This is a genomic window from Kitasatospora sp. MAA19 (assembly GCF_029894125.1).
Taxonomy (GTDB): domain Bacteria; phylum Actinomycetota; class Actinomycetes; order Streptomycetales; family Streptomycetaceae; genus Kitasatospora.
Window position 1 is genome coordinate 129,550 of sequence record NZ_JARXYZ010000019.1, and the last position, 23,103, is coordinate 152,652.

Sequence of the window (23,103 nt, forward strand, 5' to 3'; positions counted from 1 at the left end):
TGGTCAGCCGGTGCGGGTGCGGGTGTCGAACTCCTTCATCCGCTCCAGGACCCGGTCCGCGGTGGGGCGGGTCATCTCGTCGACCAGGCGGCCGTCGGAGAGGAAGACCACGCGGTCGGCGAAGTCGGCGGCGACCGGGTCGTGCGTCACCATGACCACGGTCTGGCCCAGTTCGCGCACGCACTCGCGCAGGAAGCCGAGGATCTCCGTCCCGGCACGGGAGTCGAGGTTGCCGGTGGGCTCGTCGGCGAAGACGATCGCGGGGCGGGAGACCAGCGCACGGGCCACCGCGACCCGCTGCTGCTGCCCGCCGGACAGCTCCGCGGGCCGGTGGCCGAGCCGCCGGCCCAGGCCGACCAGGGAGATCACGTGGTCCAGCCACTGCCGGTCCGGGCGGCGCCCGGCGATGGCCAGCGGCAGCGTGATGTTCTCCAGCGCGGTCAGCGTCGGCAGCAGGTTGAACGCCTGGAAGACGAAGCCGATCCGGTCGCGGCGCAACTCGGTGAGCTGCCGGTCGTTGAGGGTGCCCAGTTCGGTGGTGCCGATGCGGACGGATCCGGAGCTGGCCCGGTCCAGCCCGGCGGCGCAGTGCATCAGGGTGGACTTGCCGCAGCCGGAGGGGCCCATGATCGAGGTGAACTCGCCCTCCCGGAAGGCGATGTCGACCTCGTCCAGGGCGACGACACGGGTGTCGCCGCTGCCGTAGACCTTCGACAGGCCGGTGGTGGCGGCCGCGACCCCCGTCGCCGGGTGCGGCAGGTACGGGGAAAAGGGTTCGGCGGTCACGGGGGGACTCCTCTGCGGGTGCGGAACGGGTGCACGTCGAAGAGTGTCCGGAGAACGTATCGGGGCCTGGGCCGGCGTGTATCGGTGCCCGCGCCGCTCTGTATCGGTTCGGTGGGGGCCGGGCGGTCAGGTCGGCAGGCGCAGCGTGGCGACGGCGCCGCCGTCGGGGGTGTTGGCCAGGCACAGCTCGGCCCCGAGGACCTGGGCCTGGCCCAGGGCGATGGTCAGGCCCAGGCCGTGGCCCGACCCATGCCCTGTCGCGTCCGTGTGGAAGCGGCGCGGACCGTCGCGCAGCAGGTCCGCGGGGAAACCGGGACCGTGGTCGCGCACGACGACCGTCCGGTCCCCGACGGTGACCTCGACCGGGGCGCGCCCGTGCCGGTGGGCGTTGACGACGAGGTTGCCGACGACCCGCTCAAGGCGTCGCGGGTCGGTCTCCACGGTCCCGGCGGTCTCCACGGTCCCGGCGGTCTGCGCGTTCTTCGCGTCGGTGCCGGTGCCGGTCCCACTCCCGGTCCCGGTCCTGGTCCCGGTGACCACCGTGGCGAGTCCGGTGCGCGCCACGGCCTCGGCGACGACGGCGACCAGCGGCACGCGGGCGCGGACCGCCTGTTCGACGCCGGCGTCGAGGCGGGAGATCTCCAGCAGGTCCTCGACCAGGCCGCGCAGATCGCGCACCCGGGCTCGCAGCAGGTCCTCCGTCTCGCCGGGCGGGAGCAGGTCGGCAGCGGCCAGCAGGCCCCCGACGGGGGTGCGCAGCTCGTGGGCCACGTCCGCGGTGAACCGGCGCTCGGTGCGCAGCCGGCGGCTGAGGCTGTCGGCCATGAGGTCGACGGTGGCGGCGATGTCGGCGACCTCGTCACGGCCCTTGGTGGGCCCGGTCCGGGCGTCGAGGTCCCCGCACGAAATGCGGCTCGCGGTCTGGGAGACCCGTCGCAGCCGGCGGCCGACCAGCCCGGCTCCGTAGACCGCCAGGGGAACGGCGGCCGCGAGCGAGACCAGTGACGCCACCGCCATGCTCGCGTCGAGCCGGCGCAGCCCGTAGAGGTCGGGGCTCATGTTGACCTGGACGGCCAGCACCGGGCTGCCCGGGCCGCCGACCCGTTGGGCGGCCCAGACGCTCGGCCCCGCGTTGCCTTCGACGCGGCCGTCGTAGGCGATGTGCCGGTCGCCGTCGGCCGGCCGGCGCAATGCGGTGGGCAGTTCGGCGGGATCGAGCTCGGCGCCGTCCGCCAGCGTTCCGGTCCGCCGGTAGGTGTCGACGGCGGAGTACACGGAGTTGAAGGCGCGTGCTTCGGCCCGCTGGCGGATGTCGTGCGCCGTCCACAGGTGGACCAGCACGCCCACCGCGGCCGCGACCAGGCACGCGGTGGCCGCGGCCAGCGCGGCGATCTTCCAGCGCAGGGACGTGCGGGACGGCCGCGGCCGGCGCAAGGGGCGCACCGGCCTCAGCGCCTGAGCTTGTAGCCGAAGCCGCGGACCGTCTCGATCCGCTCCTGGCCGAGTTTGCGGCGCAGCCGCTGCACGCCCAGGTCCACGACCCGGCTGTCGCCGTCCCAGCCGTACTCCCAGACGTTGCGGAGCAGGGTGTGGCGTTCCAGCACGATGCCCGGATGGGCGGCGAACTCCAGCAGCAGCTTCAGCTCGGTCGGGGTCAGCGCCACCGGGCGGCCGGACACGGACACCTCCAGTCCGCCGGTGTCGATGGTCAGGTCGCCGAACACCAGCAGCTCCCCCTCGGACGCGGGTGCCTCCCCGCCCGGGGTCCGTCCAGGTCCCGGGGCGGACGGGTAGGTCGCCCGTCGCAGCAGCGAGCGGATGCGTGCCACGAGGACGTAGGTGTCCACGGGTTTGACCACGTAGTCGTCCGCTCCGGCCTCCAGGCCGGCCACGACATCGAGCCCGTCGCCGCGGGCGGACATCATCAGGATCGGCACCAGGCTGCTCTCCCGGACCCTGCGGCACAGGCCGATCCCGTCCAGAGCGGGCAGCATCACGTCCAGGATCAGCAGGTCGAAGCTCCCGTCGCGGAAGAGCTCCAGGCCCGCCAGCCCGTCGGCCGCCGCCTCCACCCGGTAGCCGTAGCGCTCCAGCGCCACGGTGAAGGACCGGCGCATCAGCTGGTCGTCCTCGACGAGCAACACCCGAACCGGGCGCGCGGAGGCCGGAGCCGGGACGGACGAGGACACGGTGACGGACTCCTGTTCGAGTGATTGGATGTTCGGATGTTCAGATGGGCCGGGCGAGGGTCTCGGGTGCGTTCACGCACAGTCGGCCACCCGACAGGAACGATACGGCAGGCGTCGGATCCACCGCCGACGCCGCCGGGTGGACGCGGCTCACTCCCCGAGGCCCGCCTCCCTCAGAGAAACCGCAGGTCAGATCGGGGGAATCGGGTCGTGGGGTCGCCGGCTCCAGGGCCGTCCGGCTCCCGATCGGCCCTCCCGGGGTGGGTCGCCCACCGCTTTGACGGACAACCACGCGCTACCTGATACCCGCTGGATACAATCGCCGGCCAAGGCCTAGAAGTGTCACATGTGAAATTATATAATTCTTCCACAATTGATCACGAGATACGGAGGCATGCGGTGGCGCAACAGGGTGGGGCACGCGGGAGTCACGATCGTGCCGTGTCGGCCGCGCTGGCCGAGAACTTCCAGCAGGGGTGGGCCGATACGGGCCTGCAGCTGCCGCTCGTCCCCGGGGCGGCGTTCGCGGCCAAGCGCCGGGCGGCGCTGTCCGAGCGGTTCCCCGGCGAGCGGATCGTCATCCCGTCGGGTGGCCTCAAGGCCCGGAGCAACGACTTCGACTACACGTTCCGGCCGCACTCCGCGTTCATCCACCTCACCGCCGAGCAGGGCACCCAGGCCGTGCCCGACAGCGTCCTCGTCTTCGAGCCACTCGGCAACGGCCACGAGGTGACCCTCTTCACCCGGCCGCGCTCGCCGCGCGACGGCGGCCCGAACGGCGCGGAGTTCTACAGCTCCCGGCGGCACGGCGAGTTCTGGGTCGGCCGCCGCCGCACCCTCACGGAGACCTCCGACGCCTTCGGCCTGGCGGCCGCCGCCCGCGACGACCTGGAGCGGGCGCTCGCCGGGCGGGTCCCGACCCGGGTGCTGCGCGGCGAGGACGAGCTGGTCGACGCGCTGGTGCCGCCGGCCCGCGAGGCCGAGGCCGAACTGCTCACCTTCCTGTCGGAGTTGCGCCTGGTCAAGGACGAGTGGGAGGTCGAGCAGCTGCGCACCGCGGTCGGCTCCACGGTCGCCGGCTTCCACGACGTCGTCGGTGAGCTGCGCACCGCCACGGGTCTGGCCCGGGGCGAGCGCTGGATCGAGGGCACCTTCAACCGGCGGGCCCGGCTGGACGGTTACGGCCTGGGCTTCGAGACCATCGCGGCGGCCGGCGCGCACGCCTGCGTCCTGCACTGGATGCACAACGACGGCCCGGTGCGGGACGGGGACCTGCTGCTGCTGGACGCCGGCGTCGAGGCGGACTCCTTCTACACCGGCGACGTCACCCGCACGCTGCCGGTCAGCGGGCGCTTCACCGACGTCCAGCGCCGGTTCTACGACCTGGTCTTCGCCGCCCAGTCGGCGGGCATCGCCACCCTGCGGCCCGGCGCCCGGTTCGGCGACTTCCACGACGCCGCGATGCGCGTCATCGCCGAGGGCCTCGACGCCTGGGGCCTGCTGCCCGGCGGCGACGATCCGCTGGCCGCCGACTCCGCCCTGTACCGCCGGTTCACCGTCTGCGGCTCGGGCCACATGCTCGGCCTGGACTGCCACGACTGCGGCGCCGCCCGCAGCGAGGCGTACCTGGACGGCGTGCTGGAGCCCGGCCACGTCCTCACCGTCGAGCCCGGCCTGTACTTCCAGCCGGACGACCTGACGATCCCGGAGGAGCTGCGCGGCATCGGCATCCGGATCGAGGACGACTTCCTCATCACGGACGACGGCGCGCTGTGCCTGTCCGCGGACCTGCCGCGCGGCGCGGACGAGGTCGAGGCGTGGATGGCGTCGCTGCGCTGACCGCGCGCGGCCCGTCGGTGGCGCCCGCCCGCGAGGGCGGGCGCACCCAGCGGCCGGTGACGGGGGCCGCCTGCCCCCGTCATCGGCCGCCGCAGTTTCAGGCCGACTGCCAGCCGACCGTGCCCAGGATGCTCGAACCCGCCGTCCCCGGTGCGGCGTTGCCCGGGGCGGGGACGTCGTAGCGCAGCGGGCAGCCGGCCATCCGGCCGCCCACGATGAGCGGGCCGAACACCGCGCCGGTGGACAGGCTCAGGAACTCGCCGCTGTCGCCGTCGAAGACGTCCGCGGCGATCCCGGTGCTGTGGACGGCCTCCTGGGCTATCCAGGTGCCGGCCGCCGCGGCCTTGGCGATGATCGCCTCCCACTCGGCCGCGCCGGTCCTGAAGCCGAGGTGCACGTCGGCGTTCTGGTCCCCGTCGGACCGCTTCAGGACGAAGTCCTCCCGGCGCTGCACCAGCAGGTCGGTCAACTTCCGGCGCTCCCCCTCGAACTCCACCTGCTCCTCCCGGATGCTCCGCGACCAGGGGACGTACTGCCGGACGAGCTCCCGGTCCTGGTCGGTCATCCAGTCCTGCCCGGTGGACAGCACCGCGAAGAGCTGCTTGTTCGCCGCCTGGTAGGAGCTCTGCGGCGTCAGCACCGTGGCGCCGCACTTCCTGATGGCGAGCAGCTGCTCGGCGTCCCGGCCGGCGTCGAGCCATTCCTGCGGCACGACCCGCTCCAGCACCAGCGGGAACTCGTCCCGGCGGGTGGCGAGGGCGTCGACGAACTCGTCCGTGTCGAAGTACTCCGCGGCGATCCCGCCCCTGCGCAGGACGTCGATCTCGATCTCGTAGTACCTGCGGTCCTGGATGCCGACGTCGGGCAGGTAGCCGATGAGCGCCACCCGCGGGTCCAGGCCGTAGTCGTCGAGGACCCCGCGCAGCAGCTCGTTGCGCGCCGCCATGGGGTCGCCGAGGGTGAGGGAGGCCGCCACCCGCCCGGGCAGCAGTTGGCGCCACAGGTCGTTGAGCAGGTGGGTGAAGACCTGGCCGCCGGTGGCCGCGCAGAAGTTGAACTCGATGAACTTCCAGCCGGATTCGGTCAGGATGACGTCCGGCCGCCCGATGGCCGTCGCGTACGCCCGCTCGAACTCCTCGTCCGCGTAGAAGCCGGTCAGCCGCTCGTCGAGGCCCAGGGCCCGGTGCCGGGCCAGGCAGTCCTCGCCCAGGCTCCAGGCGGCCCGCCGCAGCAGCTCGGCGAGCCGGGTGGCCGCGCTCTCCAGTTCGGCGCCGCGCGCGGCCGGCAGGACGACGGGCCCGGCGGGGCTGATCCGGTCGAACCAGAAGGTCCGGAAGCCCCGGAACTGGTGGTCCAGCGCGTTGAGCAGCAGCCGGGGATCGGTCACGGTGGCCGTGTTCGGGGCCGTGGGTCTGTGTTCCATGGTTGTGCACTCCTGGGAGAGGGTTGGAGCGTGTCCGGCCTAGGACGTGTCCGGCCTGGCCGGTCGGGACAGGACGGTCAGGACAGGACGGTCAGGTCGCGGCCCGTGCGGTTGAGCCGCTCGCCCCCGTCGTCGGTGCAGATCACGATGTCCTCGATCCGGGCCCCGAACCGCCCGGGCAGGTAGATGCCGGGCTCGACGGAGAACGCCATCCCGGGCTCCAGCGGCAGCTCGGAGCCGGTCACGATGTACGGGTCCTCGTGGCCTTCCAGGCCGATGCCGTGCCCGGTGCGGTGGATGAAGTCCGGGCCGAAGCCCGCGTCGGTGATCAGGTCCCGGCCGACCGCGTCGAGCCCTCCGGCGGTGACGCCCGGCCGCACGGAGTCGGTCTGCAGGCGCTGGGCGGCCAGCAGCACCTCGTGCAGGCGCAGGTAGTCCGGCGACGGCTCGCCCAGCACGTAGGTGCGGGTGGAGTCGGAGCAGTAGCCGTCCTCGGTGGTGCCGCCGATGTCGACCACGACGGGGTCGCCGTACCCGATCACCCGGTCGGACAGGTCGTGGTGCGCGCTGGCGCTGTTGGGCCCGGAGCCGACGATGACGAAGCTCACCCGGACATGGCCCTCGGCGAGGATCGCCTCGGCGATGTCCCGGCCGACCTCGCGCTCGGTGCGCCCGGGCCGCAGCCACTCGCCCATCCGGGCGTGCACCCGGTCGATGGCGTCCCCGGCCCGGCGCAGCGCCTCGACCTCGGCCGGACCCTTGCGGACCCGCAGCGGGTTCAGCACCTGCCCGGCGAGCTCCTGGCGGGCGCCGGGCAGCGCGGCGCGGAAGGCCACCGCCTTCTCGGCCCACATCCGGTTGTCCACCCCGACGCGATCGGTGCGGCGGGACAGCCGGGCGGCGACGAGGGCGTACGGGTCCTCCGTCTCGGCCCAGCCGACGATCTCGATGCCGAGACCGCCGGCCGGCGAGGCGTGCGCGGCGGCCCGCTCCAACTCCGGCACCACGAGGAGGGGTTCACCGTCCGCGGGCAGCACGAGACAGGTGAGCCGTTCCAGCGGCTTGGCGTCGTAGCCGGTGAGGTAGCGCAGGTCGGCGCCCGGGCTGACCAGCAGTGCGTCCAGCCCTGCCTGCGCGGTGGCCTGGGCGGCGGTCGCCAGCCGGTCGGCGCCGTAGAGGTCGCTCGTGGTCACTGGTGCTCCTCCGTCATGGTTGTCCGTCACGGGTTCGCCGCCATGGTTCAGGCCGTGGCGTGGCGGTCGTCGGGCGCGCCCGTGGTCAGGGCGGGCCGGGTGCCGCGTCGGCCGAACTCGGCCTCCAGCGCCGTGCCGGCCCGGAACAGGCCCGCCTCGCCGAACCTGGGTCCGACCAGCTGCACCCCGATCGGCAGGCCGTTGCCGGCGAACCCGAGCGGCAGGGACATGGCCGGGTGCCCGGTGAGCGCGAACGGGATGGTCTGCATGTCGTTGGCCAGCCGCGGCGGCGGCCAGTCGAGCGGGAAGGCGTCGAAGCGGGCCGCGGTGGTCTGCCCGCAGGCGGTGATCAGCACGTCGTGGTCGGCGAAGACCCGCTGGTCGAGCGCCTCGGTGAGCCGGCGGCGCAGCTCCATCGCGCGCAGCAGGTCCGCGGCGCCGACCCCGGCGCCGGGCAGCAGCTTCTGGTAGGTGATGCGGCCGAACTTCCGCGGCTCCTCGCGCAGGTTCCGCTCGTGCGTGGCGAAGCCCTCGGCGGCCATGACGATCCGGCCGCAGGCGTTGAACAGTTCGTACGCCGGCAGCTTGCACTCCTCGACGATCGCGCCGAGGCCCTCCAGGTGGGCCAGGGCCCGTTCGATGCCCTCGGTGATCTCCGGCAGGGTCTCGGGGTCGTGGGCGTACCAGGCGCTCGAATAGGCCACCCGCAGGCCCTTCACGTCCCCGGTCAGGCCGCCGAGGTAGTCCGGCGCGGGTGCGTCGCGGGTGCGCGGGTCGCGCGGGTCGGGCCCGGCGACGGCCTGGAGCGCGGCGGCGGTGTCGGCCACCGTCCAGCCCAGCGGCCCGAAGTGGTCCATGGTGGGCGCCAGCGGGGTGGCGCCGTGTCCGGACACCAGGCCGTAGGTGGGCTTCAGGCCGACCGTCCCGCAGTGGAACGCCGGGCCGCGCATCGAGCCGGCGGTGTCGGACCCGAACGCGACGCGCAGGAACCCGGCGGCCACCGCGACGCCCGCCCCCGACGAGGAGCCGCTGGGGATGTGCTCGGTGTGCCACGGGTTGCGCGCCGGCGGGAAGGGCAGGTCCGGGCTCGGCCCGCCCATCGCGAACTCGTAGGTGGCCAGCTTGCCCAGCAGCACGCCGCCGCCGGCCCGCAGCCGTTCCTCCACGGCGCTGTCCCCGGCGGCGACGTCCGAGACGGTCAGCCGGGACTGGTTGGTGGTGGGCAGGCCCTCGGCGTCGAAGATGTCCTTCAGCGCGTACGGGATGCCGTGCAGCGGGCCGCGGTCGAGGCCGCCGCGCAGCTCCCGGTCGGCCTGCCGGGCGCGCTCCAGGGCCTGGTCGCGGGTGACCAGCACGAAGGAGTGCAGCGCCGCGTCGTGGGCCTCGATCAGGCCCAGCGCGTGCTCGGCCAGTTGCACCGAGGTGATCTCCCCGGAGCGCAGCAGCGCTCCGGCCTGTGCGACGGTCAGCTCGGCGAGGTCGCCGGGCCCGGTGGCGTCGGTCCCGGACATCGCGTCGGTCTCAGACATCGCAGGTCTCCACGGTGCGCAGCAGCTCCATCATCGCCCGCATCGGGCGGTAGCCGGCCAGGACGCCGGGCGCCAGGTCGGACGGCATCTCGATGCCGAGGCGTGCGAGGACGGAGGCGAACTCCCGGTCCGCGGTCTCGGCCGGGGACGGCTCGGTGCCGTGCGCTCCGGTGTCCTCTTCCTTGCCGTCGTGTGCCACGTGCGGTCTTCCCTTCGGTACGTTCAGCGGTGCGGGTGCCCGACCAGGTGGGCGCAGGTGATGAGGTCGAGCGAGGCGTGGCCGGTGGAGCTGAAGACGGTCGGGCGCGCGTCGAGCCCGGTGTGCTCGCCGCTCTCCAGGGACGTGAGGTCGATCGCCGTCCGGTGGATCTCGCCGGCCTCGGCGACGGCGATCCCGATGTCCTCGACGACGACCGTGACGGCGGCCAGCAGCGTGTGCGGGAGCTCCCGCGACTGCGTGGTGTGCGCGCCCATGCAGTTGATGTGCACGTGCTCCGGCAGGTCGGTGGAGATCGGCAGCGGGAGTACGGACGTCGTCGCCGTGGAGACGACGTCCGCTCCCGCCGTGGCCTCCTCGGCGGAGGCGCAGACCACGGCCCGGGCCGCTCCGGCGGCCCTGATCCGCTCGCACAGCGCCTCGGCGTTGGCGGTGGTGCGGGAGTGCACCCGCACCTGCGTGATCTCCCGCACCGCCGCGACGCCGAGGTACTGCTGCCAGGCCTGCACCCCGGACCCGACGATGCCGAGGACGGAACTGTCCGGGGCCGCGCAGCGGTCGGTGACCACGGCGGTGACGGCGGCGCACTTGAGGTCGGTGACGGCCGCGCCGTCCAGCACCGCCAGCAGGTCCCCCGTGCCGGTGGAGAACACCGGGACCACGGAGGTCACGGTCGGCCCCGGCCCGTCGGTGATGGTGGCGGTCTTGGAGATGTAGAGCCCGAAGTCCCCGGAGACGGCGGGCATCGCCAGGAACTTGGCGCCGTGCTCGTCCTCGACGACCTGCCGCAGCGGCACGGCCATCCGCCGTACCGCGCCGCTGCGCAGGCCCGTCCGCATCAGCTCGGCGACGGCTCGGACGTCGTCGAGGGAGTGCTGCGGCTGTTCGGTGCGGTCGAGGGTCACCCGAGCCCTGCCAGGACGTCCAGCAGGTCGCCCGCGAACCGCTCGGTCAGCTCCGTCGGCATGTCGCCGCGCAGCATCATCCGGACGCCGGCCTGGCCCTGCGCCACGATCGGGAAGAACATCGCGGAGCAGTAGTAGCCGCGCTCGTAGAGCTCGGTGGACAGCCGCACCGCGCGGTCGTTGTCGCCGGTCACCACGAACTTGATGTGCGAGCCGGTGCCGCGCAGGCCGTGGCCGCTCAGCCGTTCGTCGAACAGCTCGATGTTCCGGGCGAGTTGACGCTGACGCAGGCCCAGCTCGGGGCTGCGGTGGACCTCCAGGGCGCCCAGGGTGGTGCCGACCGCGGCGGTCCGCAGCCCCTGCGACCAGGCCAGCGGCCCGGAGCGGTAGAGGAACTCGAAGACGTCGCGGTCGCCGATCATCGCGATGCCGCCGGTGCTGCCGAACGCCTTGGCGATCGACGCGACGATGATCGTGCGGGAGTCGAGCTCGTCGAAGACCGTGCGCGCGTAGCCCCCGCCGCCTTCGCCCACCGCGGACATCGCGTGCGAGTCGTCCAGGTAGACGAACATGCCGTAGCGGTCCTGCAGGGCCTTGATGCCTTCCAGGTCCGCCGTGCCGCCGACGGAGTAGGCGCCTTCACAGACGTAGGCGACCCGCGGGTACCGCTTGCAGATGTCCTCCAGGTACTCCATGTCGTTGTGCGGACAGGTCAGGACCAGCGTCTCGTCGGCGATGATCGGCTTGAGGAAGTTCATCGAGAAGTGCGCGAACCGGTCGAAGACCACGACGAGGGGCTCGCCGTCCGTCAGGTGCCCGGAGGCCAGCAGCGGCAGGATCGCCGCGCTCAGCACCCCGCACGACACCGACGGCAGCACGTGGGTGCCGAAGTGCTCGGCCAGCTCCTCCTCCAGCCGCTCCATGATGCCCAGGCGGATCCGGAACTCGCCCATGGACAGGCCGGTGATCTGCTCCTCGGCCAGCGCGGCGCGCCCGGCCTCGACCACCGTCGGGTGGCTGTTGAGCCCCAGGTAGGAGCACGAGGACAGGTTGGTGAACTCGTGTCCGGTGTGGATCTCGCGCAGCCGGTTCTGGCCGTCGACGGCCTCGACCACCAGCCCGAGCATCCCGTGCTTCTGGGACAGGCCCCAGGCGGCCTCGCTGGCCGGCACCATCTTCGCGTTGTTCCGGTACCGGTGCGGGCCGGTGATGTCCTCGCTCATCGCGCACCGCCGCTGTGCTCGCGCAGCCAGTCGCCGAGCCGGGCGACGGCCTCGCGGGCCTTGCCCAGCCGGGCGTGGTGCAGGTGCCACACGTGGACCATGCCGGACCATACCTCCAGTTCGCCGGTGCCGCCGGCCTCGCGCAGCGCGGCTGCGAATCGTTCGGCGTCGCTGAGCAGGACCTCGCGGCTGCCCACCTGGATGAGCACCGGCGGCAGGCCGGTGACGTCCCCGAACAGCGGGGACACGTAGGGGTCGGTCGGCGCGGTGCCGGCCAGGTAGGACGCGGTGACCAGCGCCACGACGGGCTGGCTGAGCATCGGGTCCTCGTCCGCCAGGGTGCGGTGGGTCTCCCCGGAGCCGGTCAGGTCGGTCCACGGCGAGATGGCCGCCGCGGCCGCCGGCAGCGGCAGGCCCAGGTCGCGGACCTTGAGCAGGGTGGCGAGCATCAGGCCGCCGCCGGCGGAGTCCCCGGTGAACACCACGTCCGAGGGGGCGGTTCCGTCGGCGAGCAGGCCCTGGTAGGCCGCCACCGCGTCGTCCAGCGCCGCCGGGTAGGGGTGTTCGGGGGCCCGCCGGTAGTCCACGAAGAACATCCGGCAGCGGGCCGCCCGGGCGATCTCCCCGACCATGGCGCCGTGGCTGCGCAGCGAGCCGTACACGAATCCGCCGCCGTGCAGGTAGAGCCCGGTCCGGGCGCCCTCGGCGTTCGGCGGGGTCAGCAGGTACCCGCCGGGGCGCTGCTCGACCACGATGTCGTCGGCGATCGGCGTGCCCCACGCGTCGTAGAACTGCCGTGCCTCGCCGATGTCGTCGGGCCACTCGTCCGCGGCGAGCACCGTCAGGAGCTCGTCGAGCTCCGCGGCGTCACCGGCGGACATGACCGGCACGCCGCTCTCGGTGGACGTCATCGCTCGGAGGCCCCGTCCTCGGCGCCGACCGGGGCGATGCCGCGGTGGTAGCGCTCGCGCGCGTCGCCGTCGGGCGCCTGCATGATGGGCGCGGGGACGTCCAGACCGTAGTGCTCGAACCACTTGGCCAGCTCGACGCCCTCGGCGAACTGGTACTCCAGGTGCCGGATCGGGCGGCGGGAGGGCTTGGACGGGTCGACCGGGCGGGGCTCGGAGCCGGCGTGTGCCAGGCCGCCGGCCACCTCGTTGAGCAGGACGACCATCACCAGGTCGGAGGACAGGTCGACGTCCACCGCGCTGGCGTAGTCCGCCAGGATCCGCTCGGAGTACTCCTCGCGGACCGCGACGTTGTAGCTGTGCGGCATCAGCTCGACCAGGTCGCCCGGGGCCACCCCCGCGTCCTTGCAGAAGGCGCGGGTGTCGCAGACCACCGGGACGCCGCCCCGGATGTTGGTGTTGGGGCCGTAGATGTTCCCGATGAACGGCGTGGCGGAGTCGAAGTGCACGCACTTGGTGGTCAGGAACTCGCGCTCGGCGGTGTGGTCGCCGTTCGGGGTGAAGGCCGTGTTCTTGTTGTAGCCGTCGACGTCCATGCCGGCGATGCGGTCGTAGTCCATCACGACCGGGCTGTAGGGGGCGACGTCCACCCGGGCGCCGAAGGCACGGAACAGCGACTCCAGGTAGTCGCGGGCCACGGCGGCGTCCTGGTCGTTGTGGACGTCCAGGCCGTGGCTCGCCAGCGTCCGGTCGAGGCCGTGGCACAGGGCGACGCCGTCTCCCTCGGCCACGAGGCGGACCAGTTCGGCGACGATCTCGTCGCCGACGGCCTGCAGGCGGCCGTCGACCAGCTCGGTGCGGTGGGCGGAGACGTCGATGATCGCGTACTGCGGCAGGGTCTTCATGGGATTCCCCGATTCGTCGGTGCGGGTGCAGGTGCGGGAGGGAGTGACGGAACGTCAGGAGGCGGCGGTGTCGGCCGCGTGGAGCTGGAGCATGCGCCGGGCCTGCAGCACGAAGGGCGGGGCCAGCACGCGGTCCTTCTCGACCGCGAAGCCGTACGGCGTGGAGTCGTAGTCCTCGACGACCCGCCGGTACTCGGCGAGCTTCTCCGGTCCGACCGTGAACGCCTCGGCGATCGGGTCGACCTGGCGGGGGTGGATGGCCGCCTTGCCGGTGAAGCCGGCGTCCCGGGCCGCCCGGCACGCGGCCGAGACCACGTCGAGGTCGTGCAGCTCGAACGAGTTGGTGTCGATGGCGGGGATCCGGTGCCGGGACGCCGCGACGCAGAGCCGGGCCCGCGCGTAGTCGAGGTAGGTCTCGTTCTCGGCGTACATCTCGGCCGTCAGGTCGGCCTGGCCGAAGCAGAGGCCGTCGCTCACCTCGGCGATGGCGAAGGCGTTCTCGACCGAGTCCAGGGTCTCGATGAAGCTGCAGATCTGCGGCGGCTTCGAGGTGCCCGACAGCAGGGCCCGGTAGATCGCCACGTCGCCGGGGCCGGCGATCTTGGGGATGAAGATCACGTCGAGCGGGACGCCGCCGATCACGGCGTCCAGCGCGATCAGCATCCGCAGGTCCTCCAGGCCGTCGGGCGTCGCGATGCTGTTCACCCGCATGCCGAGGGCGGGCAGGCCCGCCTGCGTCAGGTCCGCCGCGGCCAGCATCGCGCGGGCCTCGGCCTTCTTGGCCGGGTGGGTGGAGTCCTCCAGGTCCAGGACCAGCATGTCCGCCTGGACCTTGCCCGGCTTGGCCACCGAGGCCAGCAGCAGCGCCGGGGTGTACAGAAGGCTCGCGTAGGACTTCACTGCGCACTCTCCCTTCCGAACAGCAGGTTCATCTTCTGGAGCGAGAAGTCCTCGTAGCGGATCGGCTCGTACTTCGCGGGGCGGTCCGCCGTGAACTTCGGGAAGCACTCGATGACGGTGTCGTCGTTGGCCAGCTTGAAGAACACGATGGACTGCCGCCGCCGGTCGGCGAGCCGGACCCGGTGCGGCGTCGAGACGTACTCGTCGTTCGACCAACGGGCCATCAGGTCACCGATGTTGACGATGAAGCTGTCGCGCTCCGGGACCTCGACGTCCAGCCAGCGGCCGGCGAGGTCCCGCAGCTGCAGGCCGGGGCCGTCCTGGGTGAGCAGCGTGATCAGCGTGCCGTCGGTGTGCTCCCCCATGCCCTGGTCGTTGAGGAACTCCGGGGCGACGCCCGGGTAGAGGTGCGACCGGAGCGAGTCGTTCGAGGTGTCCGTGCGGGTGGCGAAGAAGTCGCGCGGCAGGTCCAGGGTCAGCGCCAGCAGCTCGGCGATCCGGCCCGAGACGCTCTCGCAGGCCGCGAAGTAGCGCTTGAGCGCCGCGCGCAGCCGGGCGCCCTCCTCGTCGGCGGGGAAGGGAAGGTCCTCGTCGTCGTCCAGGATCAGTCGCCCGGCGCTGAACTTCTCGACGTAGTCCGACGGCATGCCCTGCTTGCCGGTGTACGCGAACGCGTTCTCGGACAGCAGGGCGCTGTATCCGTACGGGCTGTAGTCGTTGTCGCCGCGCGCGGTGCTGGTCCGCATCGGGAGCTCGCGCTTGGCGTCCAGCGGGCGCCCGAAGAAGCGCAGCGACGCTTCGTAGGCGTCGTCGAAGACCTCGGGGGCGATCCCGTGGCCGCGCACGACGAAGAACCCGGTGTGCCGGCAGGCCTCGGAGATCTCGTCGGCGACCTTGCGTTCGGCGTCGTCGTTGCCCGCCTGCGCGAGCTCGGGTGCCAGCGTGATGACCGGGATCATCGGTCCGCCTCCTGCCGGGGGACGAGAATCGTCCGTTCGAATTCGATCACTGTCACGCCGTCCTGGTTCTGGCCGGAGCTGTGGACGGTCACGATCCCCTCGCCGGGCCGCTTGGCGGACTCCCGCTTGGAGACGATCCGGGTCTGCGCGTAGAGCGTGTCGCCGACGAACACCGGGGCGGTCAGGCGCACCTTGTCCCAGCCGAGGTTGGCGGTGCCCTTCGCGCTGATGGTGCCCACCGTCATGCCGTTGACGATCCCGAAGGTGACCAGGCTCGACACCAGCAGCCGGCCGAACTCGGTCTTCTCGGCGTACACCGCGTCGATGTGCAGCGGGTGCTGGTTGAGGCAGAGCAGGGAGCTCCACACGTTGTCGCTCATGGTGATCGTCCGGCCCGGGCGGTGCTCGACGACCTCGCCGGGGACGAAGTCCTCGTAGTACAGGCCGCCGTCCTCCCGGAAGACCCCGGGGGCCACTTCGACGTAAGAGTTCGCCCTCACTGCTGTCCTCCTTCGGTGTCGGTCCGGCCTTCGGTGCCGGTCCGGCCTTCGATGCCGGCCCGGTGCAGGGCGGACCGGGCCGCCCGGTGCGCCGCGTCGGCGGCCGTGGCCGCCAGGCCGATCCCCCAGACCGTCCGCCCGTCCGCGTCCAGCGCGGCGAAGCAGGCCGTCGGTTCGCCGGCCGCGGGTGCCGCGGTGGTGACCACGACCTGGGTGAACTTCACCCCGTGCGCCGCGGTGTGCTGCGCGACGACCTCGTGCTCGTCGGCCGCGGAGGGCGACGCGAGCGAGTCGTCGAGGCGGTAGGTGTCCTGGAGCAGCTGCCAGATCTCGGTCGGCTCCAGTTCGCGCCCCAGGGTGTCCGCGGTGTTCTGGACCACGGTCGCGAAGTCCCGGCGCAGCTCCGTCGGCAGGTCGACGCCCCAACCGGCCTTCAGCACGTAGGCGATGCCGCCCTTGCCCGACTGGCTGTTCACCCGGATGATCGCCTGGTAGTCGCGACCGACGTCCTTCGGGTCGATCGGCAGGTACGGGACCTGCCAGGGCAGTTCCCCGACCTCCCGGCCCTCGCGCCCGGCCTGGGTGGCGAGCGCGGCCAGGCCCTTGGCGATGGCGTCCTGGTGGGTGCCGGAGAAGGCGGTGTACACCAGGTCTCCGACGTAGGGGTGCCGCGGGTGCACCGGCAGGCGGTTGCAGTCCTCGACGATCTCGCGGACGGTGTCGATGTCGGAGATCTCCAGCTGGGGGTCGACGCCCTGGCTGAAGAGGTTGAGCGCGAGCGTCACCAGGCAGACGTTGCCGGTGCGTTCGCCGTTGCCGAAGAGTGTGCCCTCGACCCGGTCGGCCCCGGCCATCAGCGCCAGCTCGGCCGACGCGACGGCGGTGCCCCGGTCGTTGTGCGGGTGCACCGACAGGATGATCGACTCGCGCCGGTCGAGGTTGCGGTGCATCCACTCGACCTGGTCGGCGAAGACGTTGGGCGAGTGGGTCTCCACGGTGGTCGGGAGGTTCAGCACCAACCGCCGGTCGGGCGAGGCGCCGACGATCTTCGTGACCAGGTCCGCGACCTCCAGCACGAACTCCGGCTCGGTCAGGTTGAACGTCTCCGGCGAGTACTCGAACCGGATGTCCGTCCCGGGGGTCCGCTCCGCCAGGCGCACCATGTGCTCCGCGCCGTCGACGGCCATCTGCCGGACCTCGTCCCGCGACATGCCGAACACGACCTCGCGCCACAGGCAGGCCGTCGCGTGGCACAGGTGCACCGTCGCGCGTTCGGCCCCGTGAATCGCCTCGAAGGTCCGCTCGATGAGTTCCGGACGGGCCGGCGTGAATACCGAAACCGTCACGTCGTCCGGAATTCCGTCCTTGGTGACCAATTCCCGGACGAAGTCGAAATCGTCGGTGCTGGCCGCCGGATATCCGATTTCGATGTCCTTGAAACCCGTCGCGACGAGCAACTCGAACATCCGCTTCTTACGGCGCGGGTCCATCGGCTCGGCCAGCGCCTGATTTCCGTCCCGGAGGTCGACCGAAGCCCATACCGGAGCCCGATCGAGCGCCTGGTCCGGCCATCGTCGAAGCCAACCCGCCGTCGGTGTCGGCTCGTTCCGCGCATAGCGCTGGAACGGCATCGACGACGGGCGCTGCAGAATTCCGCGGTTCCGCTCCGGGAAAGGCAGTGGTGACGCAGTTCTTCGTGCTCCCATGCTGCCGCCTCTCGCTGTTCTCGGTGCTCCGACAGTACGGAGGGCCCGGCTCCGCGGGGAAGCAGAGGATCTTCTAGACCTGACCCTGGAATCGGACCAATTCGTCGCATTCGGACCAGATCGGCACCTCCCGTGGTTGACGCCACGGGTTTCGTCGGGGATAGGATTTCGCGACACGACCGGCATGAATTCACCGCTCACGTGAAATGGCACCCTCATGGCCAACTCGACCAGTCTCGACAACGACGCGCCGGACGTGGCGAGTACACCCCTGAGACCGCGCCGCGTTCTGACGGCGGCCAGCCTGGCGACCGGGATGATCGTCATCGACATCAGCATCGTGAACGTCGCGATCCCGGAGATCCGGGCCGGCCTGCACGCCAGCCTGGCGACGATGCAGCTCGTCGTCGACGCGTACGTGATCATCATGGCCAGCCTGGTGCTGGCCGGGGCCGCGCTGGTCGGGCGGTTCGGCGCGGTGCCGATGTTCCGTCTCGGCGTCGCCGTGTTCGGCGTGACGTCCGTGCTGTGCGGGCTGGCACCCGACGGCGCCGCGCTCGTCGTCGCACGGGCGTTGCAGGGACTCGGGGGCGTGCTCCTCACACCCGCCACCCTGGTGATGCTCACCGACACCTACCGGGACCCGGACGACCGCGCCAAGGCCGTCTCGGTCTGGGCGATGGCCGCCGGAAGTCCGGTGGCGTTCGGCCCCATCCTCGGCGGCGCCCTGGTCGCGGCGGTGGGATGGCGGAGCATCTTCCTGGTCAACGTGCCGGTCGTCCTGATCATCCTGTGGCTCTCGGCGCGTCACATGCCCCCGGGCGAACGGGCCGCGCGCAAGGAGCCCCAGGACACGCTCGGCCAGTTCCTCGTCATCGTCCTCCTCGGCGGCGTCGCGCTGACCCTGACCGAGGGACGGGAGCTGGGGTGGACCCGACCGCTGCCCGTGGTGGCGGCGGCGGTGGCCGTCGTCGCGTTCGCCGCCTTCGTGGTCAGGCAGCGCCGGTACGCGTTCCCCATGATCCCGGGCGACCTGTTCCGGGCCCCGGGGTTCCGCAACTTCGTCGCGGCGGGCCTGCTGCTCTTCGCCGGCTACTACGGACTGGTGTTCTCCATCAGCGTGTTCCTCCAGCAGGTGCGCGGGTACGATCCGGTCACCACCGGACTGTGCTTCCTGCCCTCCGCCCTGCCGATCACCTTCATGCCCCTGGTCGCCGGACGCGTCCACGCCCGGCTCGGTGCCCCCCGGGTCCTGGGCATCTCGGTCCTGCTGACCCTGGTCGGCGGGCTGTTGCTGACCTTCATCGGCGGAGACGCGCCGGTCGGCACCGGCATCGGGCTGCTCTTCATCGGGCTCGGCTTCGGCCTGGCGACGGTGCCCCAGATCACCCTGGTCATGGCGACGGCCCCGGCGCACCGCTCGGCGATCGCCAGCGGGATGCTGTCGGCGGGCCGGTCGACGGGCACCATGATCGGCGTCGCGCTGCTCGGCGGTCTGCAGTCCGGGAAGGGCATCGCCGCACCGGCGTTCGCGGCCGTCGTCATCTACCTGCTGATGGCGCTGGCCGTCGGCCTCGGCGCCCGACGGCTGCCCGCGGGCCCGGCCTAGCGGACCGTCCCGACGCGAGCACGGCCCCGCTCTCTCTCCCGGCGGGGCGCGGTCCCGCGGACGCACGGCCTCCGCGGCATCGGTTCATCGGACTCCTCACAACCGGAGCACTCATGTCTGAGCATCAGCCGGATCGCGACATAGCCTCCCTGGCCGCGGCACTGCACGCGAACGATCCCGAATTCGCCCGAGCGGTCCCGTCCTCGGAGGTCGCCGCAGCCGTCCTGGGCGCCGACGGCGGCCTCGTCGGCGCCATCGCGGCCGCCATGAACGGCTACGCGGACCGGCCGGCTCTCGGCCGCCGGGCCGAGCGGCTCGTCCAGGACCCGGCCACCGGCCGCCACCACCTCGAACTCCTCCCCGCCTTCGAGACCGTGACCTACGGCGAGCTGTGGCAGCGGGTCGGCCGGCTCGCCACCGCCTGGGCCGACCCGGCCGGCGGCGACCTGCGCGCCGGCGACTTCGTCGGGGTGCTGGGCTTCACCAGCGTCGACTACGCCACCATCGACCTGGCCTGCATGTACCTGGGGGCGGTGCCGGTGCCGCTGGCCACCGGATCGTCCGCGGTGCGGCTGGCCCCGGTCGTCGCCGAGACGGAGCCGCGGCTGCTCGCCGCCGACATCGGCTCGATCGGCGCCGCGGTCGACACCGTCCTGGCGTCCGACTCCATCGAGCGCCTGGTCGTCTTCGACTACGACCCGCGCGTGGACGACCACCGCGACGCCCTGCGGCACGCCGTCGACAAGCTGGGCGGGCGGGCCTCGGTGGCGTCACTGCCGGAGGAGCTGGACCGCGGCGGCCGGCTGCCGGCCGTGCCACCGTGCGACGGCGACCCGGACCGGCTGGGCGGCCTGATCTACACCTCCGGGAGCACCGGCACGCCCAAGGGCGCGATCTACACCGCCGCCATGCTCACCGGAATGTGGCAGAAGGCCGGCGCCGGCATGGCCAGGGCCGGCGACCTGCCGGTGCCGACGATCGTCCTGCACTACATGCCGATGAGCCACGTCAACGGCCGTTCGTGGCTGATCTCCGGACTCGCCTCCGGCGGCATCGGGTTCTTCGCGGCCCGCGGCGACATGTCGACGCTGTTCGACGACATCCGCCTGTCCCGGCCCACGGTGCTGAGCCTGGTGCCGAGAATCTGCGACATGGTGTACCAGCGCTACCTCCTGGAGGCCGACCGCCTCGGCCGCGCCGGCGCCGCCCGCCCGGAGGCGGAGGCCGCCGCCCGCGTCCAGGTGCGGGACGGCATGCTCGGCGGACGGATCATCAGTGCCCTGTGCGGCAGCGCGCCGCTGTCGGCGCCGATGCACACCTTCATGGCCTCGATCCTCGGTGTGAAGATCACCGACTGCTACGGGTCGACGGAGACCACCCGGGCCGTCGTGGTCGACCAGCAGGTGCGCCGGCCCCCGGTCCTCGACTACCGGCTCGTCGACGTGCCGGAGCTCGGCTACTTCGCGACCGACAAACCGCACCCCCGGGGCGAACTGCGCCTGAAGTCGGCCGGGTTGGTCCCCGGGTACTACAAGCAGCCGGAGGCCACCGCGCGCGCCTTCGACGAGGACGGCTACTACCGGACGGGCGACGTGGTCGCCGAGCTGGCGCCCGACCGGCTGGTCTACGTCGACCGGATCAACAACGTCGTGAAGCTCTCGCAGGGCGAGTTCGTCGCGGTCTCCCGGCTGGAGTCGCTGTACTCGACCAGCCCGTACATCGCGCAGATCTACGTCTACGGCAGCAGCGAGCAGGCGTTCCTGCTGGCGGTGGTGGTCCCCGACCAGAACCGCCTGGGGCAGGCCGACGATGCCGCGGTACGGGCGGCCGTCCTCGACTCGATGCGGGAACTCGCCCACGAAGCGGGCCTCTACCCGTACGAGGTCCCGCACGACGTGCTCGTCGAGCGGCAGCCGTTCACGATCGAGAACGGGCTGCTCTCGGGAGTGGGCAAGCTCCTGCGCCCCGTCCTCAAGGAGCACTACGGCGCCCGGCTGGAGCAGCAGTACGCGGACATCGCGACCGGCCGGGCCGGCCAGTTCGCCGCGCTGCGGGCCGAGGGCCAGGACGTCGCACCGCTGGAGGCGGTCCTCACCGCGGTCCAGATCACCCTGGGCTACCCCTCCTCGCTGGTCCGTCCGGAGGCCAACTTCACCGACCTGGGCGGCGACTCCCTGTCGGCGCACACGTTCTCGACGGTCCTGGAGCAGGTCTTCGACGTCGAGGTCCCGGTCCAGGCCATCCTCAGCCCCACCTCGACGCTGGCCCGCATCGCGGACCACCTCGGCTCGGCGCGCGGGCCGCAGACGCCCCGTGCCACGTTCGCCTCGGTGCACGGCCGCGACGCGGCCGAGGCCCGGGCGAGCGACCTGACGCTCGATCACTTCCCGGCGGGGCAGGGCTTCGACGAGAGGCGTTCCGAGCGGCCGGCCCCGGCCCCGGACGGCACCGCTCCCGCCGAGCACGTCCTGCTCACCGGGCCGACCGGATACCTCGGGCGGTTCCTGGCGATCGAATGGCTCCAGCGCGTCGCCGGGACGGGCGGCCGGCTGACCTGCCTCGCCCGGGCCGCCGACGACGCGGCCGCCCGGCAGCGGGTGGTCGAGTGCCTGCGCGCCGCGGCCGGGGACCGGACCGACTGGTTCGACGCCGTCGCGGTGAAGCACCTCGACGTCCTGGCCGCGGACGTGGCGGCGCCGAAGCTCGGCCTCGACGACGAGACCTGGGAGCGCCTGGCCGCCGAGACCGACCGGATCGTGCACGCCGCGGCCATGGTCAACCACGTGCTGCCGTACAGCCGGCTGTTCGCACCGAACGTCGGTGCGACGGCGGAGCTGATCGGGCTGGCGCTCACCGGCCGGCCGAAGCGGTTCGCCTACGTCTCGACCATCGCCGCCGCGATGCAGCCCGACGGGACGCTCCTCGACGAGGCGGTCGACATCCGCACGGCAGCCCCGGCCCGGCAGTTGAACGAGTCCGACGCGAACGGCTACGCCACCAGCAAGTGGGCCGGTGAGGTCCTGCTGCGGGAGGCGCACGAGCGCACCGGCCTGCCGGTCACGGTGTTCCGGCCCGACATGATCCTGGCCCACAGCCGCCTGCCCGGCCAACTGAACCTGCCCGACCGGTTCACCCGGCTGATCGTCAGCGTCCTCGCGACGGGCATGGCGCCGCGCTCCTTCTACCGGCTCGACCAGGACGGCAACCGGCGGCGGGCCCACTACAGCGGCCTGCCGGTCGACTTCACCGCCGAGGCGATCGCCTCGCTCAGCGCCCGGAACGCCGACGGGTACGTCACGTACAACACCGTCAACGCGAACGACGACGGCGTCTCGCTGGACGAGATCGTGGACTGGCTGATCGACGCGGGGCATCCGATCACCCGGTTCGACGACCACCGGGAGTGGCACATGCGCTTCGAGGCGGCGCTGCGGGGCCTGCCCGACCACCAACGCCGGCTGTCGCTGCTGCCGTTGCTGGCGGCGTACGCGAAGCCGGGCGAGCCGCGGGCGGGCTCCGCGACCCCGGCCACCCGGTTCACCGCGGCGGTCGGCGACCTCGGTGTCGGCAGCGGCCTCGTGCCGTCGCTCTCGCCGGAGTTCATCGGCAAGTGCGTCGCGGACCTGCGGCTGCTCGACCTGCTCTGACCGGCTCTGACCGGCCTGATCCGGATCGAGTACGGCCGACCGCTCCCGGTGGGTGCGGTCGGCCGTTCGGTGTCGTGGCCCGGTGGTGGCCGGGCAGCAGAGCGCCCGCGGCCGGGTGAACGGCCACGGGCGGTCGGCCCGGTCGGTCAGCCTCGCAGCGTCGCCATCCAGGTTTCGACCTGGTCGGGTGTGCGGGGGAGGGTGGTGGAGAGGTTTTCGTTGCCGTTGTCGGTGACGAGGATGTCGTCTTCGATGCGGATGCCGATGCCGCGGTATTCCTCGGGGACGGTGAGGTCGTCGCTCTGGAAGTAGAGGCCGGGTTCGACGGTGAGGACCATGCCGGGTTCGAGGGTGCCGTCGACGTAGAGGTCGGTGCGGGCGAGGGCGCAGTCGTGGACGTCGAGGCCGATCATGTGGCCGGTGCCGGCGAGGGTGAAGCGGCGGTGGAGGCCGAGGTGGTAGACCTCGTCGGCGTCGCGGTCGCCGAACAGGCCCCAGGAGACGAGGTGTTCGGCGAGGGTGCGTTGGGCGGCGTGGTGGAAGTCGCGGAAGGCGGCGCCGGGTTTGACGGCGGCGATGCCGGCGTCCTGGGCGGCGAGGACGGCGTTGTAGACCTTGCGCTGGATGGGGGTGAAGCGGCCGCTGACGGGCAGGGTGCGGGTGAT

At 72.4% G+C, this 23,103-nt stretch carries 19 protein-coding genes; 3 read left to right on the forward strand and 16 right to left on the reverse strand.

Translation table 11 applies throughout. The features are described from left to right. Positions 1-3: 3 nt before the first annotated feature. From P3T27_RS26310 to cseB, 3 genes are all read right to left on the reverse strand, one after another. Complete coding sequence (locus P3T27_RS26310) at positions 4-759, reverse strand: ABC transporter ATP-binding protein (RefSeq protein WP_280682734.1); 756 nt, start codon at positions 757-759, stop codon at positions 4-6. 153 nt (positions 760-912) lie between these two features. Then, positions 913-2,220, reverse strand: a complete 1,308-nt coding sequence (locus P3T27_RS26315; RefSeq protein ID WP_280682696.1) for a HAMP domain-containing sensor histidine kinase — start codon at positions 2,218-2,220, stop codon at positions 913-915. Between the two features lie 14 nt (positions 2,221-2,234). Then, the gene (gene cseB, locus P3T27_RS26320) at positions 2,235-2,975 is read right to left on the reverse strand and encodes a two-component system response regulator CseB (RefSeq protein WP_280682697.1); all 741 of its coding nucleotides are present in this window, start codon (positions 2,973-2,975) and stop codon (positions 2,235-2,237) included. Positions 2,976-3,416: 441 nt separating this feature from the next. Here cseB and P3T27_RS26325 point away from each other — a divergent pair, with 441 nt between their 5' ends. Beyond that, positions 3,417-4,814 (forward strand): aminopeptidase P family protein, encoded by a 1,398-nt coding sequence (locus P3T27_RS26325; RefSeq protein ID WP_280682698.1) that lies wholly within the window; start codon positions 3,417-3,419, stop codon positions 4,812-4,814. 97 nt (positions 4,815-4,911) lie between these two features. Here the strand turns inward: P3T27_RS26325 and P3T27_RS26330 are convergent, their stop codons facing one another. From P3T27_RS26330 to P3T27_RS26385, 12 genes are all read right to left on the reverse strand, one after another. Further along, positions 4,912-6,237, reverse strand: coding sequence for a hypothetical protein (locus P3T27_RS26330; protein ID WP_280682700.1), 1,326 nt, complete (start codon positions 6,235-6,237; stop codon positions 4,912-4,914). A gap of 77 nt (positions 6,238-6,314) precedes the next feature. Further along, positions 6,315-7,430, reverse strand: a complete 1,116-nt coding sequence (locus tag P3T27_RS26335) for a Xaa-Pro peptidase family protein (RefSeq protein ID WP_280682701.1) — start codon at positions 7,428-7,430, stop codon at positions 6,315-6,317. Between the two features lie 47 nt (positions 7,431-7,477). Continuing rightward, a complete protein-coding gene (locus P3T27_RS26340) occupies positions 7,478-8,959 on the reverse strand; it encodes an amidase (RefSeq protein ID WP_280682702.1) in 1,482 nt (493 codons plus the stop codon). After that, the gene (locus P3T27_RS26345; RefSeq protein ID WP_280682704.1) at positions 8,952-9,158 is read right to left on the reverse strand and encodes a hypothetical protein; all 207 of its coding nucleotides are present in this window, start codon (positions 9,156-9,158) and stop codon (positions 8,952-8,954) included. Before P3T27_RS26345 ends, P3T27_RS26340 begins: the two co-directional genes overlap by 8 nt. A gap of 23 nt (positions 9,159-9,181) precedes the next feature. Beyond that, positions 9,182-10,081, reverse strand: coding sequence for an ornithine cyclodeaminase family protein (locus P3T27_RS26350; protein WP_280682706.1), 900 nt, complete (start codon positions 10,079-10,081; stop codon positions 9,182-9,184). Then, a complete protein-coding gene (locus P3T27_RS26355; RefSeq protein WP_280682708.1) occupies positions 10,078-11,304 on the reverse strand; it encodes an aminotransferase class I/II-fold pyridoxal phosphate-dependent enzyme in 1,227 nt (408 codons plus the stop codon). Before P3T27_RS26355 ends, P3T27_RS26350 begins: the two co-directional genes overlap by 4 nt. Next, positions 11,301-12,215: an alpha/beta hydrolase gene (locus P3T27_RS26360; RefSeq protein WP_280682710.1), complete on the reverse strand. Its 915-nt coding sequence runs from the start codon at positions 12,213-12,215 to the stop codon at positions 11,301-11,303. The genes P3T27_RS26355 and P3T27_RS26360 overlap by 4 nt, the downstream gene beginning before the upstream one ends. Continuing rightward, a complete protein-coding gene (locus P3T27_RS26365) occupies positions 12,212-13,117 on the reverse strand; it encodes a hypothetical protein (RefSeq protein ID WP_280682711.1) in 906 nt (301 codons plus the stop codon). Before P3T27_RS26365 ends, P3T27_RS26360 begins: the two co-directional genes overlap by 4 nt. Positions 13,118-13,171: 54 nt before the next feature. Beyond that, the gene (locus P3T27_RS26370; protein WP_280682713.1) at positions 13,172-14,017 is read right to left on the reverse strand and encodes an aldolase/citrate lyase family protein; all 846 of its coding nucleotides are present in this window, start codon (positions 14,015-14,017) and stop codon (positions 13,172-13,174) included. Further along, the gene (locus tag P3T27_RS26375; RefSeq protein ID WP_280682714.1) at positions 14,014-14,976 is read right to left on the reverse strand and encodes a 2OG-Fe(II) oxygenase family protein; all 963 of its coding nucleotides are present in this window, start codon (positions 14,974-14,976) and stop codon (positions 14,014-14,016) included. The genes P3T27_RS26370 and P3T27_RS26375 overlap by 4 nt, the downstream gene beginning before the upstream one ends. Beyond that, a complete protein-coding gene (locus tag P3T27_RS26380) occupies positions 14,973-15,476 on the reverse strand; it encodes a MaoC family dehydratase (protein WP_280682716.1) in 504 nt (167 codons plus the stop codon). Before P3T27_RS26380 ends, P3T27_RS26375 begins: the two co-directional genes overlap by 4 nt. Next, positions 15,473-17,107 (reverse strand): 2-isopropylmalate synthase, encoded by a 1,635-nt coding sequence (locus P3T27_RS26385; protein WP_280682718.1) that lies wholly within the window; start codon positions 17,105-17,107, stop codon positions 15,473-15,475. The genes P3T27_RS26380 and P3T27_RS26385 overlap by 4 nt, the downstream gene beginning before the upstream one ends. A 292-nt stretch (positions 17,108-17,399) precedes the next feature. Between P3T27_RS26385 and P3T27_RS26390 the strand changes: the two genes are divergently transcribed. Beyond that, positions 17,400-18,791 carry an MFS transporter gene (locus P3T27_RS26390; protein ID WP_280682720.1) on the forward strand — a complete coding sequence of 464 codons (1,392 nt, stop codon included), beginning with the start codon at positions 17,400-17,402 and terminating at the stop codon, positions 18,789-18,791. A 113-nt stretch (positions 18,792-18,904) separates the two neighbouring features. Then, a complete protein-coding gene (gene car, locus P3T27_RS26395) occupies positions 18,905-22,438 on the forward strand; it encodes a carboxylic acid reductase (protein ID WP_280682722.1) in 3,534 nt (1,177 codons plus the stop codon). 146 nt (positions 22,439-22,584) lie between these two features. Here the strand turns inward: car and P3T27_RS26400 are convergent. Further along, positions 22,585-23,103 (reverse strand): M24 family metallopeptidase (locus tag P3T27_RS26400; RefSeq protein WP_280682724.1); only part of this gene is annotated, 519 nt, incomplete at its 5' end.

What these genes read in the sequence shown, in the direction of transcription:
- P3T27_RS26355 (WP_280682708.1), bottom strand. Translation starts at nt 11,304, where the DNA reads ATGAGCGAGGACATCACCGGCCCGCACCGGTACCGGAACAACGCGAAG.
- car (WP_280682722.1), top strand. Translation starts at nt 18,905, where the DNA reads ATGTCTGAGCATCAGCCGGATCGCGACATAGCCTCCCTGGCCGCGGCA.
- P3T27_RS26360 (WP_280682710.1), bottom strand. Translation starts at nt 12,215, where the DNA reads ATGACGTCCACCGAGAGCGGCGTGCCGGTCATGTCCGCCGGTGACGCC.
- P3T27_RS26385 (WP_280682718.1), bottom strand. Translation starts at nt 17,107, where the DNA reads ATGCCGTTCCAGCGCTATGCGCGGAACGAGCCGACACCGACGGCGGGT.
- P3T27_RS26365 (WP_280682711.1), bottom strand. Translation starts at nt 13,117, where the DNA reads ATGAAGACCCTGCCGCAGTACGCGATCATCGACGTCTCCGCCCACCGC.
- P3T27_RS26330 (WP_280682700.1), bottom strand. Translation starts at nt 6,237, where the DNA reads ATGGAACACAGACCCACGGCCCCGAACACGGCCACCGTGACCGATCCC.
- P3T27_RS26375 (WP_280682714.1), bottom strand. Translation starts at nt 14,976, where the DNA reads ATGATCCCGGTCATCACGCTGGCACCCGAGCTCGCGCAGGCGGGCAAC.
- P3T27_RS26390 (WP_280682720.1), top strand. Translation starts at nt 17,400, where the DNA reads ATGGCCAACTCGACCAGTCTCGACAACGACGCGCCGGACGTGGCGAGT.
- P3T27_RS26340 (WP_280682702.1), bottom strand. Translation starts at nt 8,959, where the DNA reads ATGTCTGAGACCGACGCGATGTCCGGGACCGACGCCACCGGGCCCGGC.